This is a genomic window from Arthrobacter sp. ISL-48 (assembly GCF_018613805.1).
Taxonomy (GTDB): Bacteria; Actinomycetota; Actinomycetes; order Actinomycetales; family Micrococcaceae; genus Arthrobacter.
The window spans coordinates 291,421-307,615 of sequence record NZ_JAGGPL010000018.1; the positions used below are offsets into that span (position 1 = coordinate 291,421).

Consider the following 16,195-nt stretch of genomic DNA (forward strand, 5'->3'; position numbering starts at 1 on the left):
TGCTCCAGCTGGCCCCTGCAAGCCCCTGTCCCTCCTGCACCAACCCCATTCCATTCCCTTCCCATTGAGAAAAACAACGGAGTTTTCACCCATGAACAAGTCCAGTTTCGACCGGCGCAGTTTCCTCACTATGTCCGGCCTGGCCCTCGGTGTCATAGCAATTGCCGGCTGCGAGGCCCCGGCGGGTACCCCAGGGGGTGCCGCCAGCGGCGGAGCGAAGCCATACATCGCCATCGTCTCGAAAGGCTTCCAGCACCAGTTCTGGCAGGCCGTGAAGCAGGGTGCTGACAAGGCGGCCAAGGAATTCAACGTCGAAGTCAGCTTTGAAGGTCCGAACACCGAAAAGGACGTGGACCAGCAGGTCCAGATGCTCACGACGGCGCTGGGCAAGTCTCCGGCCGCTATAGGGTTCGCAGCCCTGGACTCCAAGGCTGCCACGCCTCTGCTGGAGCAGGCCAAGAGCAAGAATATTCCGGTTGTCGCCTTCGACTCCGGCGTCGATTCGGATATCCCTGTCACCACAGCCTCAACCGACAACAAGGCTGCTGCCGCGGAGGCCGCCAAACACCTCGCCGAGCTCATCGGCGGCACGGGCAACATCGCTGTCATCGGTCACGACCAGACCTCCAAGTCCGGGACGGACCGCCGGGACGGTTTCAAGGAGTACATCGAAAAGAACAACCCGAACATCAAGATCGTGGCCATCCAGTACGCCGGCGGGGACCAGCTCCTCTCAGCCGACGCAGCCAAGGCCATCATTACGGCCAACCCAAGCCTCAAGGGCATGTACGGCACGAACGAAGGATCCGCGATCGGCATTGTCAAGGCCGTTGAGGAACTGGGACTCAAGGGCAAGCTGACCGTTGTCGGCTTCGACTCAGGCAAGGCCCAGATCGATGCCATCAGGTCCGGACTGATGGCCGGGGCCGTCACCCAGAACCCGGTGGGAATCGGGTACGAAACAGTGAAGGCCGCCGTTGCCGCCATCAAGGGCGACAAACTGGAGAAAGTCATAGACACCGGCTTCTTCTGGTACGACGCCAAGAACATCGATTCGGACCAAATCAAGCCGAACCTCTACCAGTAGGCCGCACCCGCAGCCGGACCTGGCCCAGCAGCCCTCCACGGCGACGGCCCCTCACCTTCCCGGTGATGGGCCGTCGCTCTGTCATTCCATGGGGATGGCTAGAGCGCCTGCCGCAGCCAGGTCTCTACGCCGCTGATGTGGACGGTCACGAGCGCGCGCACCAGCTCTGCGTCACCACGGGCCAGGGCATCGGCGATGGCCTTGTGCTCCGACAGCGTGTGCGCGACGGCCCTGTCCTGGGTCAGGCCGCGCCAAATCCTTGCCCGGACAGTGCTGCCGGAAAGGGCATCCAGCAGACTCTCCAGGTACGCATTGCCGGCGGCCCTGCTGATGAGCCGGTGGAATTCAAGGTCGTGGGCTACCAGTTCCTCAACATCGGTGTTCTCGTCTATGCCGTCCATGGTGCCGCGGAGTTCCAGGAGTTCCTCGGCGCCTATTTTGCCTGCCGCGATGAATGCCGTGGCCGGTTCCAAGATACGCCGGACCTCGAAGAGTTCCAGGATGGACCTGTCCTGGTGCAGTTCCACCACGAAGGCCACTGCCTCGTTCAGCAGTTTTGCATCCAGGCTGGTCACATAGGTACCGTCACCGCGCCGGACGTCCAGGACGCGGATGAGGGCCAGCGCCTTCACGGCCTCACGCAATGAGCTGCGGGACAGCCCTAGCCGGTCGCTGAGCTCTTTCTCCGGGGGCAGGCGGTCGCCCGCATTGAGCTCGCCGCGCAGGAGCATGTCCTTGATCTTGTCGATCGCCTCATCTGTGACTGCCATGCGAACATCTTAGCGCTCAATCGTCGGATGTTTAGCTGCACTTATGACGCGGCAATCTGGGACCAGGCATAGGTCTTTCGTTTTCCGCTGGAAGGCTAGTTTGAACCCTTACATCGGAGCTGTCCGGTACGTTTGCCCCAATTTCTATTGAAAATACATCGTTGACTCCTGATACATCTGATGTTTAAGCTGGCAGGCGTATCCCCTCCTCTCACTAAAGGATGTTCAATGATTCAGCACGCTGCCTGGTTCGAAGAAGCCCGGCTCGGCATGTTCGTCCACTGGGGTTTGTATGCTTTGCCTGCCAGGCATGAGTGGGTGATGAACCTTGAGGAACTCACCGCAGAGTACTATTCCCGCTACTTCCGGCGCTTTGATCCGGACCTGTACGATCCCCGGGAATGGGCGCGGGCGGCGAAGGATGCCGGCATGAAGTACGTGGTGCTGACAACCAAGCACCACGACGGCTTCTGCCTCTGGGACTCGTCCCTCACCGAATACAAGTCCACCAACACCCCGGCTGGGCGTGATCTTGTTCGTCCCTACGTGGATGCGTTGCGGGCCGAGGGGCTGAAGGTCGGGTTCTATCACTCACTGATTGACTGGCATCACCCGGATTTCACCATCGACGGCGCGCATCCGCAGCGGAACTCCCCGGATGTGGAGGCCCTGAACGCAGGCCGGGACATGGCCCGGTACCGGGACTACCTGCACGGCCAGGTCCGTGAGCTGCTCACGGATTACGGCCAAATCGACTATCTGTTCTTCGATTTCTCCTACTCAGAGCACGGCCCGGAGGAGTTCTGGGGCGGCAAGGGCCGGAAAGAGTGGGACTCCGAGGCGCTGCTGGCCATGGTCCGGGAGCTGCAGCCGGGCATCGTGGTTAACGACCGCCTGGAAATCCCGGGCGACTTCGTCACCCCGGAGCAGTACCAGCCGGCCGGGCCCATGCTGGTGGACAACCAGCAGGTCGCTTGGGAAGCGTGCCAAACGCTCAACGGAAGCTGGGGCTACGACCGGGACAACCTCAACTTCAAATCCGTGGACCTGCTCATTCGGATGCTCGTGGACGGGGTCTCCAAGGGCGGTAACCTGCTGCTTAACGTGGGCCCGACCGGCCGCGGCAATTTCGATCCGCGCGCCACCGAGGCGCTGCAAGGGATCGGAGCATGGATGCGGCTGCACGGCCGGTCCGTCTACGGCGCGGGGCCGTCAACGTTCACGCCGCCCGCGGATGCACGGTACACCCAGTCCGGAAACCGGCTCTACGTCCACCTGTTCGCGTGGCCTTTCCAGTTTGTCCACCTGCCAGGACTCGAAGGCAAGGTGGAGTATGCGCAGCTGCTCAACGACGCCTCGGAGGTCTTCCTCCAGGAAAACGATCCGCAGGCGCAGGCACACAACATGCAGCCCGGAGCCCAGCCCGCCGGCACCCTGACCATCAAGCTGCCCGTTCAGCGGCCGGACGTCGACCTCCCTGTGCTTGAGCTTTTCCTCGCCGGGTAGCTAGGCCCCAACGCCGGACGGGAAGTTGAGCCGCGGCCAGCAGGCGACTTAAACCACGACGGCGGCACCCCGGTTCCGTGGGAACGGAACCCGGGTGCCGCCGTCGGACGCTTACTTCAAGGGGTTAGGCGGCTACTTGGCGTCCTTACCGGCACCGGGAGCCGGACGGTTGGCGACCAGCGGGTACGGGCCAGTGAATCCGTCACGCACCGCGGCGAGCTCCAGAATACGGTCGCGGCAGAGGCGCCAGCCCAGCATCAGCGCGGGAATCACTACCACCAGCGAGGCGATGGTCCAGGTGCCCACGGGGGAATCGAACGCCATCAGCACCAGCACCGCGGCCAGGAACGCGAGGGTGACCCAGCCGGTGACCGGGGAGCCGGGCATCCGGAACGCCGGGCGCAGCAGTTCGCCGCGGTTGGAGAGCTTGACCAGCTGCATCTGGCACAGGACGATCATGCCCCACGTGCTGATAATGCCCAGCGACGCGATGTTCAGCACGATCTCGAACGCTTCCGCCGGCACTACAGCGTTGAGCACCACACCCAGGCACGCTACGGCGGCTGTCAGTGCGATTCCGCCATAGGGGACACCGGCCTTGTTCATGCGGCCAGCGAACTTCGGGGCCGATCCCGTGACCGACATGGAGCGCATGATGCGGCCCGTGGAATAGAGCCCGGCGTTCAGCGAGGAAAGGGCTGCCGTGAGGACCACGAGGTTCATGATGGCATCCACACCCTCAACGCCGATGGAACCGAAGAACGTGACGAAGGGGCTTTCGCCGGACTTGTACGACGTGTACGGCAGAAGCAGCGACAGCAGGATCAGGGAACCGACGTAGAAGACCGCGATGCGGACGATGACCGTGTTGATGGCCTTGGGCATGATCTTCTCGGGGTTCTCCGTTTCGCCGGCCGCGGTACCGATCAGCTCGATCGACGCGTAGGCGAACACAACACCCTGCATCACGACGATGGCGGGCAACAGGCCGTTGGGGAAGAGGCCGCCGTTGTCAGCGATCAGGGAGAATCCGACTTCCTGGCCTGCCACCGGGGTGCCGAAGATGACGAAGTAGATGCCTACGACAAGGAAGGTCAGGAGGGCAACAACCTTGATCAGCGCGAACCAGAACTCGAGTTCACCGAACACCTTGACAGAAATCAGGTTCAGGCCGAGCACCAGGATAAGCGCCGCCAGTGCCCACATCCACTGCGGGACATCGGCAATGGGGGCCCAGTACTTCTTGAAGAAGTTCATGTAAAGCGCGACGGCGGTGATGTCCACGATCGCTGTCATGGCCCAGTTCAGCCAGTAGAGCCAGCCGGTGACGAACGCGGCTTTCTCACCGAAGAACTCGCGGGCATAGGAAACGAATGAGCCTGACGACGGGCGGTGCATGACGAGCTCGCCGAGGGCGCGAAGGATCATGAACGCGAAGAAGCCGCATACGGCGTAGCTGATGATCAGGGCCGGGCCTGCCGTGGCGAGCCGGCCGCCGGCGCCCATGAAAAGACCGGTGCCGATGGCGCCGCCGATCGCGATCATCTGGACCTGGCGGGGCTTGAGGCCCTTGTGGTAACCCTCGTCCTCCCGGTGCAGGGTGGCTTCGGAGGCGTGGGCGTGCGCTGGAATGGTGTGGTCGGAGATGGCCGCTTGTTGCTGGGCGTCCATTGGGGGCTTTGTCACGGGGGAGTCCTTTATCTCTTGGGGTGGGGACTATCGACTGGGGCTTATTGCTGGGTGGGTTGTTTGGTGAGGTTTGCCAGGCGTTGGGGGCTGAGGAGTTCTTGGAGTTGCGTGGCGGTGAGCAGTCCGTGTTCGAGGACGAGTTCGGCGACGCCTTTGCCGGTGGCGAGTGCTTCCTGGGCGATGGCGGTGGCCGTGGTGTAGCCCAGGTGGGGGTTTAGTGCGGTGACCAGGCCGATCGATTGTTCGACGGTGAGGCGCAGGTGTTCGGTGTTGGCGGTGATGCCCTGGATGCAGCGTTTGGTGAGGGTGCGGCAGGCTGCTTCGAGGTGGGAGATGCTCTTGTGGAGGCTGTGGACGATGATGGGTTCGAAGGCGTTGAGTTGGAGTTGGCCGGCTTCGGCGGCCATGGTGATGGTGACGTCGTTGCCGATGACTTCGTAGGCGACCTGGGAGACGACTTCGGGGATGACCGGGTTGATTTTGCCGGGCATGATGGAGGAGCCGGACTGGACGGCGGGCAGGTTGATTTCGCCGAATCCGGCGCGGGGGCCGGAGGAGAGCAGCCGCAGGTCGTTGCAGATTTTGGAGAGTTTCACGGCGACGCGTTTGAGGACGCCTGAGAGGTGCACGAACGCGCCGACGTCCTGGGTGGCTTCGATCAGGTCCGGGGCGGTGACCAGGGGCAGGCCGGTGATCTCGGCGAGGTGGCGGCAGGCGGTGGCGGCGTAGCCGGGCGGGGCGTTCAGGCCGGTGCCGATGGCGGTGGCGCCGAGGTTGATTTCGTGGATGAGGACTTCGGCTTCGGCGAGCCGGAGCCGGTCTTCGCTGATGGTGATGGCGTAGGTGCCGAATTCCTGGCCCAGGGTCATGGGCACGGCGTCCTGGAGCTGGGTGCGGCCCATCTTGACGACGGTGCGGAACTCGGCGGCTTTCGCGGCGCAGGCTTCTTCGAGTTCTGCCAGGGCGGCGAGGAGCTCTTTGATCCCGAAGATCGTGGCGAGTTTCACGGCGGTGGGGTAGACGTCGTTGGTGGATTGGGAGAGGTTGACGTGGTCGTTGGGGTGCAGGCGGGCGTAGTCGCCTTTGGGGTGGCCGAGGATTTGCAGGGCGCGGTTGGCGATGACCTCGTTGGTGTTCATGTTCGAGGAGGTCCCGGCGCCGCCCTGGATGACGTCCACGACGAACTCGGCGCTGAGTTTGCCGTCGATGACGTCCTGGCAGGCCTGTTCGATCGCGGTGGCCCGTCCGGCGTCCAGGAGCCCGAGTTCGCGGTTGGTGCGGGCGGCTGCTTGTTTCACGGCGGCCAGGCCGCGGACCAGGTGCATGTTCGAGGCCAGCGGCTGGCCCGTGATCGGGAAATTCTCCACCGCGCGCAGGGTATGCACGCCCCAGTACGCGTCGGCCGGGACCTCACGGTCACCGAGCAGATCATGCTCGGAACGCGTCCCGGCCTGGTTGCCCGCCGGACTACTGGCGGCGCTGGCGGTATTAGTTATGGTCATGGGGTCCTCACAGGGCTTCGTTGACGGGTTCGGACAGGAAATCTGTGGCCTGCAGGAGGCCGACCTGCCGCCCGCCGCCCAGGACGGGGGCGGTGGCGATGCCGGAAAGCGATGTGGTGTCCACGCCGAGCGCCTCGAGCACGCTGACGGTGACGGGCATCCGGGCGCGGTCACCGCCGTCGGAAATCTTGATCGCGGTGGCGCGGCCGTCCGGCAGGCCCGCCAGCTGGATGCCTTCAAAGCCGTCCTTCGCCACTGCGCCGGGGAGCACGCGCATGAGTTCGGTGACGTCCCGGCCTTCGCCGGCCACCATGTCAGGGTGCTGCTGCATGGCCAGCCCGACGGCGGCTTCCGCGGAAAGCGTGGCGGTCGCGCCGTCGTCGGAGGTGCTGGACGTGCTGATGCCGGACAAGGTGCTGCTTGCCGCCGCGATGCGCCCGAAGGCGCGGGCCATACCGCGGAGGGTCAGGGCGAAGAGCGGAGTTCCGCAGCCGTCAGTGCTCAGGCCCAGCGGCTCCTCGTCCGTTAACTCGGTGACTGTGCGGGCCACGAGCTGTTGGAGCGGGTGGTCCGGGTTCAGGTAGCCATCGACCGGCCAGCCATTGATGACGCAAGTGGCGGCCATGGAGGCGTGTTTGCCGGAGCAGTTCTGGGCCAGCTGCGTGGCGTGGCCGCCGGACCGAAGCCATTCCTCACGCTCGGTGACGCCGTACGGGAGGTCAGTGCTGTTCTCAAGGGCGTCGGGGGTGAGGCCGTGCATTTCGAGGATCCGCAGGGCGCCGTCGCGATGCTTGGCCGCGCCGGAGTGGCTGGCGGCGGTCAGGGCCAGGAGGTCGGCCGGCAGCTGCAGCCCGGCGCGGACCATGGCCACGGCCTGCAGCGGTTTGAGTGAGGACCGCGGATAGAAGGGAGCCAGGGGATCGCCGGCCGATGCCAGGGTGGAACCGTCCACTGCTGTCGCGATGACCGATCCGTAATGGATGCTTTCCGTCAGGCCGTCACGGACGGCCACCGCCAGCGCGGCATGCCGCGGGAGCTGTGCGGCTGCACGTGTTGTGGTGCCGGAAGCAGCAGTCTGGGCAGCGGGAGAGGCTGGGGTTGGCATAGCGTCCTTGAGTGCGGTTACTTGTTGAGGATGGAATCGAGTGCGGCGCCCACGGCGCGCAGGTGTTCGGCCATGGCAGAGCTGGCAGCCTCGGCTGAGCCTGCCTCAATGGCCGCGAGGATCTGCTGGTGTTCCACGTCAGAGGCGTGCTGCCTGTCCGCCACCATGTTCAGGGTCTCGGACTGGTAGGCCAGCGCGCTCCGTATATCCGCCACGACGCTGGCGAATACCTTGTTGCCGCTGGCGCGGGCGATGGTGGCGTGAAAGCTTGAGTCCAAGGCCACCCAGGATTCGGGGTCCGTTTCGGCGGACATGGCTTCCACGATGTGCCGGAGTGTCTCCAGTTCTTCGCCGCTGCGGCGTTTTGCGGCCAGACCAGCCGCGGGTACCTCGATATGCGGGCGCGCTTCTGTAAGGTCCCGGGCGGAATACTGCCCCAACGTGAGGTCGTTGGCCACCTTATTGGCGACCACGAAGGTGCCCTTACCGGTCTTGGTGACGGTGAGGCCAAGCGCGGTGCAGGAACGGAGCGCTTCCCGGATAACCGAGCGGCTGACTCCGTACTGCTGTGCGAGCGTTGCCTCGGAGCTGAGCTTGCCCCCCACTGCTATCTGGCCGGACTCAATGTCAGAGCGGATGGCGTTGAACACGGCTTCGGCAGCGCTGAGCCGAGCCAAGGGCTGGGCCTGCCCCTGCGCTGCGGGAGATGCAGCGGGCTGGGCGGCGGACTCTGCAGGCTGTCCTGCTGTCCTGCTGTCTGACAGGTTCACGCTTAAAATATGGCACGGGTCACACGCCCTGTCAATGTGTGCGGGTCATTCCTTCCGCCAGCACTGACCTGACCTTGTGACTGGCGAGTTACGACTATCGCCTGTGGTTACGTCGTGGATCGACTGGCCCGTGTCCGGATTACTGTCCCGACCAGTGCGACAGCCACTGCCAGAAAGATTGTAGGGGCCGCACCGCCCGCAGGACTGAGCGCTCCGGTGAACACCTGCTTGCCCATCGCCATCATCTCCTGCAGGTTGCCTAACAGCACGCGTGTGCCCAATACGCTGCTGACCGCAGTGAATATCGCCGGCAACACCCACAGCAGGGCCAGGTTCACCAGCCACACCAGGGCGCGTACACCCGGGCGCAGCCCGCACCATGCGAGTGCGGCACCCACCAGCACTGCTGGGAACCATTGCCACAACGTAGTCACCAATGGGGGGACGCCACCTATCCCGGCCACATGAGCGACGCCAGCGGCAATCCATGACACAAACGGGACCGCCGTGATGCCGACGCCAAGGGCCACCGGGCCCCTGGATCCTGCCGCGAGGAGCAACATAGCCACTACACCTCCGATGATGGCAGCCACTACCCGGACAGCAGGCCGGCAACGTAGAGGCCCGACATCGGCCCGGCGGCCAGGCCGTTAGAGACCACGGTGAAAGCCTGAATCGTCGCAGCGACCTGCACCGCGAGCAAACCCGTAGCTGCGCACCATGTGGCGAGGTGGCGCCGCGCGGGGAACCATCGCCGCACCGCCAGGCCGGCGGTCGCCGCGCCCGTCATCATGAGGGCGACCAATGTGGTGGCCTCGTACTGGCTCAGCGGCAAGAGCGCCAACGGCATTTGTCCAGGCGATACATCCGATCCCCAAAGGTTCTGCACTGGCAGCCGTGCTCCGGTGATCAGCCAAGGTGCCAAGCCAAGCAGTCCGGCGAGGAGCCCGACCAAGAGTGCCATCATGATGTCTTTGCTGACTGGCCGGTTTGGTCCTTCGGAAGGACGCCCCGGCCGTTCCGTGGGTGTGTTCGGACGGCTTTCGACATTGCCGGCAACGCGATCCGTCGCAGGGGTCCTGGAATCCGCGTTGCCGTTTCGGTGACTCACGGGAGCTCCTTCAGTAAAAGGCGGAATGGCACCTCATCCAGGATCTCTGTGGACAAAGACTAGGGACGGGAAGTAAGGATCATACACCGACTGGATTAATAGGCCGGAAGTCCCTGGTTATCCCTCGCACTCTGTGCAGTACTTCTTGCCGTCCTTTTCGCGGGCGAGCTGGCTTCGGTGGTGGACGAGGAAGCAGGACATGCACGTGAATTCGTCGGATTGGACCGGGACCATCTGGACGAGCAGTTCCTCGGTCGAAAGGTCCGCCCCCGGCAGTACGAAGCTGTCGGCGAGATCGGCCTCGTCCACGTCGATGACGGCCCCTCGTGCCGCTGTCTTATCTGTCTTCAGTTCGTCCAAGGTTTCGGTCGACTCATCCTCGGGCGTCAGGCGCGGAGCGTCGTAGTCGATGGACATCGCGATTCCTTCCTTGGGTCTCCATCCTGCGAACGTTCGCAGGATCACTACTCCAACCGGGCACTAAGGGAAGATATTCCCGGAACCACGCAGCCTTCGGGAGGCCCAGCCACAGGCGCGAGCCGAGCAATGTCGGCAGGCACCGGCAGAGGGGCCTGCCGCCGTCCCATTCCCTGGCGCCCCTCTCTACCAGGGCTCGGATCAACGCTCCATCGACAGGCAGCAGGCGACACAGGTACCCGTCAACCCCCACCGCAGCCCCACCGGTAGGGGTTGTGGTCAGGGCCTCCCGAGCTGCGATGGTCGTAGCCCTGCTGCCACGCACCCGCAACGGCGGAGACCAAGCCAGCCAACAACGGATAGTACGGGTGGTCAGGCCCGATGAAAATCATCTCTTCCTGCGCCCTGTCGACGACAACGCGGATGTCGTTTTCCGTACCGGTTCCTCCGCTCTCTGGTAGCCCTTACGCCTGGCCTGCCGTGGTCCCACTGTCTGCGTCGCCTCCGGCTCCGGCAGCTGTGCCTCCACGGCTGCCCGGCCCTGAAGCAGCCGACACGGCCAAGGCCAGGGTCGGATTCCGACACCAATAAAATACGCCCATCAGGCCCTGTTGTTAAGGTTCCCCACAGGCCACCCGGGCCCTTGGCAATTAGGGCACACAATTGGGTCTTTTTGATCCCCCAGTGCTGGCCTACCGTGAAGACAGGAAGCGGCCCGTCCCGGGCGGCTGGAACACGGAGGATCCCCATGACAACGCATGTCGCAGACTGCAGCGTGACCAATTGCTCCTTCAACGACCACTCTGAATGTAACGCGGCGGCCATCACGGTGGGCGGCACCGAAGACCATGCCGCCTGCGCCACGTTCATCGATACCGGCGCGCACGGTGGCCTGACCAAAGTGCTGGCCGACGTCGGTGCCTGCCAACGCTCGGAATGCGTATACAACGACCACCTGATGTGCAACGCAGCCGAGGTGCACGTGGGTCCGGGTGCAGACAACGCCGACTGCCTTACCTACACACACTCGTAGGGGACTTACCAGACCGCGAGCGCGGGGCATTGCCGCAGATCTGCAAGGTGGTCGTCCTGCCGGGCGTGGAGGTTCTATGCAGTCGCAACCTTCACATCTCTAACCTTGCCTCTTCAAGCGAGTGCGTAAAGGGCCAAAAGCGCCCATGACCCGCGTGCACAATGCCCAGTACGCCACCCCGGCGGCGAGCGATGCTATCACCGCCAGCGCCGGACTGATCGGTGCCAGCGGTGGGTAGACGAGCCAGTGGACAAGGTAGGCGTAGAGGGAAGCGTTCGCCAGCAGCATAGCCAGCCGTCGGAGCCCCTTCGGCACCGGAACGCTAGGCAGCCAGATGAGCATCAGGATTCCGACGAGCAGTGTGCATTCCCTGTCCCAGTTCTCGAAGAATCCTGGAACTGTAAGGGCTGCAAGGGCCGAGACGGCGCCGCGTTGTGCCACGTTCCGCGTCCGCGAGATAGCCCAGCCAAGCGCGAAGAGCCACAGGGCCGGCGCCGTGTGCGGCACGCCCGGATCGACCAGTTCGTAGCGGGTGAGCAGTCCCGCCCCGGTAAGGGCCAGGGGGAAGAGCAGCGGGAAGCGCCGCTCGGCGCGGTCCGCCCAGGGAACTGCCAGCAGGGCCGTCATTGCCACGAGAAGGTACGCGAGTACTTCGATAAACCAGAAATGCCATTGGGTGGTGACCGCTTCAGGGCCGATGATGGCGTTCAGGAGCAGAATGTTCGCCGGTGTGTAGTTGTCGGTGACCAGGCAGGCGGCCGCGATGAAGACCATGCTTGGGACCGCGATCCTGGCCAGGCTGGTCACTTGCCGTCTTAGGCGGGGGACGCGTTTGCCGGCGAGCTGGAAACGCGCGAAATTGTAACCGGCAAGCGCCATGAGGACGTGAGCCGTACCCTGCCAGTGGAAAAGCCCGACATGGGTGCTGACGATGCACACAATGGCGACGGCCCTCAGCACGATGCTGGTTTCAAGGGGAGCGAAGATCCGCCGACGTTTCCGGACCGGTCCAGGGAGGATCCGCGGTTCCAGTTCACGGACAGGAGTCACGTGCCAGTCCGCAGGGAGGTGGCCCAGTGCTTGCTCCAGCCTGACGGAGGCCGCTACGTAGGACAGGGAATCGCCTCCCAGCGACACAAAAGTATCCGTGTCTGCGATGTCCGCACGCTCCAGGACGTCTTCGAAAATCCGTCTGGCGCTGTCTACGTTGTGTGGGCCGACGGCAGCGGCTGTGCCCTGATCCGGGACCGGCTCCGCCTCGTCAGTCCGGGAAAGTGCCAGGACCGCCCGGTAGTCCAGCTTGCCGGTAGCCAGCCGCGGAAGGTGCTCGACGGCGTGAAGGTCGACGGCCGCCCTCGGCAACCCGAGCCCCTGGGCAAGGACCTTGCCCAGCAGTCGTGTGTCCTGCTCGCCTTCGACGGCGACGACGAGTCCCTGGTCCGTGCCGGCGGTTGCGGACTGGACGCCCATATCCGCGAGCATACGTTCGACCTGGCCGAGGTCGACGCGCAGTCCCACGATCTTCAGGAACCGGCTGCGCCTGCCCACCACCTCAAAGACACCTGCGGGATGTTTCCGGGCGAGGTCGCCGGTGCGCAGTTCCTGGATACTTCTGCCCAGGGCGAGGTCCTCCGGGACTTCGGCGTACCCCAGCATGACGTTCGGTCCCGTGTAGATGAGCTCGCCGTGCTCAAGCCCGGGGACCGGATCAATGCGAAAATCCCCGCCGGGGACCGGTATTCCGATGGCCGCCGGTACGGTGGCTGCCAGCTCCGGTGGCAAGTAGGCCATCCGGGCGGTAGCTTCCGTCTGGCCATACATGACGAAGAGTTCCCAGCCTCGCCGCTGCCCGAGCTCGGCATACCTTTGCACCATCTCCGGCGGGAGCCGGCCTCCGGCCTGCGTCACGTAGCGGAGGCTGGGCACCTCCATGTCGGCGAAGCCGGCGCGTTCCAGCAGTTCGAAGGTGTAGGGAACGGCGGCGAAAGCCGTGGCCTGGCAGTTGCGGAAGAGGTCCCAGAAGCATGGATCAACGACGGAAAGGCCCGAGAGCACCAGGCCGGCCCCACGGAGCAGGTGGCTGTTGATCACCGAGAGGCCGTAGCAGTAGGAGATCGGCAGCGTGGTCGCCGCACGGTCATCCGGGCCTATATTCAGGTACTCGGCAATGGACTCGGCGTTGGACTGCAGGTTTTCGTGCGAGAGGCGAACGAGCTTTGGTGACCCCGTGGACCCCGACGTGCTGAGCAGCAAGGCCAGGTCCTGGTGCAGGACGTGCCGTGAACCGGCCCGACGTTCTTCGAAGCCGAGTTGTCCGTTTCCAGACCGCAGGACGACGTCGGGGTCATAAGCCGCTACAAGCGAGGCCAGGGCTGCTGGTTTGTCTTCCGGGACGAGGATCAGCGGGTGCCCCGAGGCCATTGCGGCCAGGTAGGCAACGAGGGAATCCACGTCGTTGGAAGCCGCCAGCGCAACGAGTCGTCGCCCCGTGCCGAGCCGGAGAGCGAAGGCGTCGACGCGCTCAGCGAGCTCCCGGTAGGTGAGCACCTGGTCGTCGGCAAGTATGGCGGGCTGGTCCCCGTACTTCGCAAGATCCGCGGCAAAGGAGATCCGGGGTAGATCAAGCTGCATGGTCACCCCGCGATGGTATTAGTTAAGGCTTGCCTAAGTAAAACCAGCCCGGGAGATATGACGACGCGTCGCAGGTCGTTCTTCCGGTAACTGGAGTGAAGCATGGACACGCTGACGCCAGCGGTACGTTCGTTCCGAATCGTCCGCTGGTCCCGTGCGTTTACTGGACGTAGACTGAGGATGAGAGACAAAGCGGCACGATCGTACCGAATTCGAGGATTCATGGCAGCCGAGATCAGCGACCTCCTTGCGGCCGAGGTTCGTACCCGCCGGATGGCCCTGGGCCTCACCCAAGAGGACCTGGCCGCCTTGGCGGCCGTCTCCGAACGCTTTGTCCGGTTCGTTGAGCAGGGCAAGCCAAGCATTCAGCTGGATTCGCTGACCGCTGTACTTGAAACCCTGGGACTTGAGCTGCGCCTGGGCACCCGGACCAGCAAGGCCGCCAACGCGCTCACGGGCCGGGCCGGCGATCAGGAAGCCCCGGCGTGAAGCACCGGATCGCCGATATCTACAAGGCGGGCTTCCTGGCTGCCAGGCTCGAAAGGTACGACGGCGGCACACGGTTCACCTACCTGCCTGCGTACCTCGCGTCCGGGCGGCCCGCCGTCGCCAGTTCCCTGCCGCTGACCGCCGAACCCGTGCTGGCCGCAGCGGGCGCCGCGCCGCCCTACTTTACCGGGCTGCTGCCTGAGGGGCGCCGGCTCAACGCGCTGAGGCGATCCGTGAAGACGAGCGCGGACGATGACCTTTCGCTGCTGATCGCGGCCGGCGGTAATCCGGTGGGCGATGTGCAGATCGTGGGCCACGGGGAACCCCTGGACCCGGACGAGCACGTGGTTGAGCTGGATCCGAAGCATGCCGTGGACTTCGACCAGTTGCTGGGGGATCCGGACCTGATCGACCCCGTTGCCTTGGCGGGCGTGCAGGACAAGCTGTCCGCGGGGATGATTTCCCTGCCGGTAGCGAGCGCGGGCAAGCGGTTCATCCTCAAACTCAACGCCCCCGAGTTCCCGCACGTGGTTGAGAACGAACTGGTCATGTTCCGGTACGCTGCGAGGCTGCGGATCCCGCTAAGCAGGGTCCGGCTGATCCGCGACGTCGCCGGCCGGCCGGGACTGCTGGTGGAACGCTTCGACCGGGTGCCGGTTGCGGGCAGCGGCACCGACGAAGTGCGGCGCCTTGCCGTGGAGGACGGCGCCCAGGTGCTCAAGCTGTACCCGGCGGACAAATACAACGTAGGGTTCGGGCAGGTCTGCCGTGCCCTGGCCGAGTACTGCTCCGCGCCCCTTCCGGCCCTTCGCAACCTCGCGCTCCAAGCTGTGTTCGCATGGTTGAGCGGGAACGGGGATCTGCATGCCAAGAACGTCTCCATGGTCCAGCAGCCGCACGGAGAGTGGTCCATCGCCCCGGTGTACGACATCCCCTCAACCGTCGTGTACGGCGATAAAACCCTCGCGCTGGCCTTGGCCGGGAAGCGCAGCGGGATCTCGCGCCGGCATTTTATGGGCTGGGCCGCAGAGCTGGGGCTCACTGAGCGGGCGGCGGCGCAGGTTGTGGAGCTGGCGCTCAAAGCGTCCGGGCCGCTGATCTCGGACCTGGAGAAGGGCACCGCGTTCGCCGGCGCGTTAAGGCCCGGCGGGAACGACGGCGGCGGCTCGCCGTTTCCGGATCTGGTCACCAGGGCGTGGGTCAAGGAGCTGCGGCACCGGCGGAGGTTGCTGGAGGGGTGAGGCGAAAAGGCTACGTGCAATGCTGGCCGGGTGCCGCCGTCGTTCGTTGCCCTCCTGGGTAAATCTAGAGGTGCTGGATGCCTGCGCGCTGCATGGCGTCTTTGTAGATCTCGACGCTCCTGGCCAGAAGGTCCTCCTGCTTGGCTTCAGAGACGGCGAAGGCGCGGCCGCCGAGGGCGCTGGCCTTGTAGATCTTGATTCCGCTGTTCTTCAGGGAGGAGTGGTATGTCTTCTCGAAGAGGGTGAGGAATGTGGAGGCGTCCGTGCCGTGGGCGATGACTGCGGAGACGCGCCGGTTGATCTTCAGGAACTGGCGGAACGGGCGCAGGCCGTCCGTCTTTTCCTGGACGTTGAGCGCCGATGGAAGTTCGGGGTCGCGGACCCACGGGTAGGCGTTCCAAGGCATCACATAGCGGGGGTCGAGGTCTGCAAGCTCGTAGATCTGGGTTGCCCTGCGGGCTGCTTCATCGTCGTTGTAATGGGACACGAAGCCGGATTCGGTGCCCTTGCCGGGGCTGACCTGGAGGCTGACGATGCGGCATTCGTCCTCGTCGTGCACGGGATCGATATAGGGGACGATGGACCCTGGCTTCTTTTCCATCAGTTCATCGCAGAGCTGCGTTACCGCCGCGATGTTTGGTTCCTGTAGCAGGGCCTTTTTTTCGTCCCAGTCAATCGTCACGATCTCTCCCTCAGCAGCAAGGCGTCCAGAATCAGGCGTCTTAGGCTACTCTACGCTTTTGGGAGTTGCGGTGCGCGGCAGGGTTGGCTTCCCGGGGCGCTTGTGTGACGCGTCTCCCCGTAGGCTTGCGTAGATCCCCCAAGGTTGCCCCATTCCAAGGAA

15 protein-coding genes are annotated in these 16,195 nt (G+C 64.4%); 5 read left to right on the top strand and 10 right to left on the bottom strand.

Features of this window, described 5'->3' with window-relative positions; translation table 11 throughout:
* The first annotated feature begins 91 nt into the window (after window positions 1-91).
* Window positions 92-1,087, top strand: coding sequence for an ABC transporter substrate-binding protein (locus tag J7E83_RS16440; protein ID WP_251043939.1), 996 nt, complete (start codon window positions 92-94; stop codon window positions 1,085-1,087).
* Between the two features lie 98 nt (window positions 1,088-1,185).
* Here J7E83_RS16440 and J7E83_RS16445 read toward each other — a convergent pair whose 3' ends face one another.
* Window positions 1,186-1,857 carry a FadR/GntR family transcriptional regulator gene (locus J7E83_RS16445; RefSeq protein ID WP_214964376.1) on the bottom strand — a complete coding sequence of 224 codons (672 nt, stop codon included), beginning with the start codon at window positions 1,855-1,857 and terminating at the stop codon, window positions 1,186-1,188.
* A gap of 228 nt (window positions 1,858-2,085) precedes the next feature.
* Here J7E83_RS16445 and J7E83_RS16450 point away from each other — a divergent pair, with 228 nt between their 5' ends.
* Entirely contained in the window at window positions 2,086-3,363 is a 1,278-nt protein-coding gene (locus tag J7E83_RS16450) for an alpha-L-fucosidase (RefSeq protein ID WP_214964378.1), read from the top strand.
* A 132-nt stretch (window positions 3,364-3,495) separates the two neighbouring features.
* Here the strand turns inward: J7E83_RS16450 and J7E83_RS16455 are convergent, their stop codons facing one another.
* The 7 genes from J7E83_RS16455 to J7E83_RS16485 form a co-directional block, all read right to left on the bottom strand.
* Window positions 3,496-5,034: an amino acid permease gene (locus tag J7E83_RS16455; protein WP_214964482.1), complete on the bottom strand. Its 1,539-nt coding sequence runs from the start codon at window positions 5,032-5,034 to the stop codon at window positions 3,496-3,498.
* Between the two features lie 59 nt (window positions 5,035-5,093).
* Window positions 5,094-6,554, bottom strand: coding sequence for an aspartate ammonia-lyase (locus J7E83_RS16460; RefSeq protein WP_214964380.1), 1,461 nt, complete (start codon window positions 6,552-6,554; stop codon window positions 5,094-5,096).
* Between the two features lie 7 nt (window positions 6,555-6,561).
* Window positions 6,562-7,659: an asparaginase gene (locus tag J7E83_RS16465; RefSeq protein WP_214964386.1), complete on the bottom strand. Its 1,098-nt coding sequence runs from the start codon at window positions 7,657-7,659 to the stop codon at window positions 6,562-6,564.
* A 17-nt stretch (window positions 7,660-7,676) separates the two neighbouring features.
* On the bottom strand, window positions 7,677-8,429 hold the full coding sequence (locus J7E83_RS16470) for a FadR/GntR family transcriptional regulator (RefSeq protein WP_396020563.1): 753 nt from the start codon (window positions 8,427-8,429) through the stop codon (window positions 7,677-7,679).
* A 107-nt stretch (window positions 8,430-8,536) separates the two neighbouring features.
* Complete coding sequence (locus J7E83_RS16475; protein ID WP_214964389.1) at window positions 8,537-8,998, bottom strand: hypothetical protein; 462 nt, start codon at window positions 8,996-8,998, stop codon at window positions 8,537-8,539.
* Window positions 8,999-9,021: 23 nt separating this feature from the next.
* Window positions 9,022-9,540 carry a hypothetical protein gene (locus J7E83_RS16480; protein ID WP_214964391.1) on the bottom strand — a complete coding sequence of 173 codons (519 nt, stop codon included), beginning with the start codon at window positions 9,538-9,540 and terminating at the stop codon, window positions 9,022-9,024.
* 117 nt (window positions 9,541-9,657) lie between these two features.
* Window positions 9,658-9,957, bottom strand: a complete 300-nt coding sequence (locus tag J7E83_RS16485; protein ID WP_214964393.1) for a DUF4193 domain-containing protein — start codon at window positions 9,955-9,957, stop codon at window positions 9,658-9,660.
* A 748-nt stretch (window positions 9,958-10,705) separates the two neighbouring features.
* On the opposite strand from J7E83_RS16485, the gene J7E83_RS16490 reads away from it, so the two are divergent.
* Window positions 10,706-10,990: a DUF1540 domain-containing protein gene (locus J7E83_RS16490; RefSeq protein ID WP_214964395.1), complete on the top strand. Its 285-nt coding sequence runs from the start codon at window positions 10,706-10,708 to the stop codon at window positions 10,988-10,990.
* A 99-nt stretch (window positions 10,991-11,089) separates the two neighbouring features.
* Here J7E83_RS16490 and J7E83_RS16495 read toward each other — a convergent pair whose 3' ends face one another.
* Window positions 11,090-13,621: an AMP-binding protein gene (locus tag J7E83_RS16495; protein ID WP_214964484.1), complete on the bottom strand. Its 2,532-nt coding sequence runs from the start codon at window positions 13,619-13,621 to the stop codon at window positions 11,090-11,092.
* Between the two features lie 222 nt (window positions 13,622-13,843).
* Between J7E83_RS16495 and J7E83_RS16500 the strand changes: the two genes are divergently transcribed.
* Complete coding sequence (locus J7E83_RS16500; protein WP_214964397.1) at window positions 13,844-14,110, top strand: helix-turn-helix transcriptional regulator; 267 nt, start codon at window positions 13,844-13,846, stop codon at window positions 14,108-14,110.
* Window positions 14,107-15,351: a HipA domain-containing protein gene (locus J7E83_RS16505; protein WP_214964399.1), complete on the top strand. Its 1,245-nt coding sequence runs from the start codon at window positions 14,107-14,109 to the stop codon at window positions 15,349-15,351. Before J7E83_RS16500 ends, J7E83_RS16505 begins: the two co-directional genes overlap by 4 nt.
* 64 nt (window positions 15,352-15,415) lie before the next feature.
* Here J7E83_RS16505 and J7E83_RS16510 read toward each other — a convergent pair whose 3' ends face one another.
* Window positions 15,416-16,033: a uracil-DNA glycosylase gene (locus J7E83_RS16510; protein ID WP_214964401.1), complete on the bottom strand. Its 618-nt coding sequence runs from the start codon at window positions 16,031-16,033 to the stop codon at window positions 15,416-15,418.
* Window positions 16,034-16,195: the final 162 nt, after the last annotated feature.

What these genes read in the sequence shown, in the direction of transcription:
- J7E83_RS16485 (WP_214964393.1), bottom strand. Translation starts at nt 9,957, where the DNA reads ATGTCCATCGACTACGACGCTCCGCGCCTGACGCCCGAGGATGAGTCG.
- J7E83_RS16500 (WP_214964397.1), top strand. Translation starts at nt 13,844, where the DNA reads ATGGCAGCCGAGATCAGCGACCTCCTTGCGGCCGAGGTTCGTACCCGC.
- J7E83_RS16455 (WP_214964482.1), bottom strand. Translation starts at nt 5,034, where the DNA reads ATGGACGCCCAGCAACAAGCGGCCATCTCCGACCACACCATTCCAGCG.
- J7E83_RS16440 (WP_251043939.1), top strand. Translation starts at nt 92, where the DNA reads ATGAACAAGTCCAGTTTCGACCGGCGCAGTTTCCTCACTATGTCCGGC.
- J7E83_RS16465 (WP_214964386.1), bottom strand. Translation starts at nt 7,659, where the DNA reads ATGCCAACCCCAGCCTCTCCCGCTGCCCAGACTGCTGCTTCCGGCACC.
- J7E83_RS16460 (WP_214964380.1), bottom strand. Translation starts at nt 6,554, where the DNA reads ATGACCATAACTAATACCGCCAGCGCCGCCAGTAGTCCGGCGGGCAAC.
- J7E83_RS16495 (WP_214964484.1), bottom strand. Translation starts at nt 13,621, where the DNA reads ATGCAGCTTGATCTACCCCGGATCTCCTTTGCCGCGGATCTTGCGAAG.
- J7E83_RS16445 (WP_214964376.1), bottom strand. Translation starts at nt 1,857, where the DNA reads ATGGCAGTCACAGATGAGGCGATCGACAAGATCAAGGACATGCTCCTG.
- J7E83_RS16490 (WP_214964395.1), top strand. Translation starts at nt 10,706, where the DNA reads ATGACAACGCATGTCGCAGACTGCAGCGTGACCAATTGCTCCTTCAAC.
- J7E83_RS16450 (WP_214964378.1), top strand. Translation starts at nt 2,086, where the DNA reads ATGATTCAGCACGCTGCCTGGTTCGAAGAAGCCCGGCTCGGCATGTTC.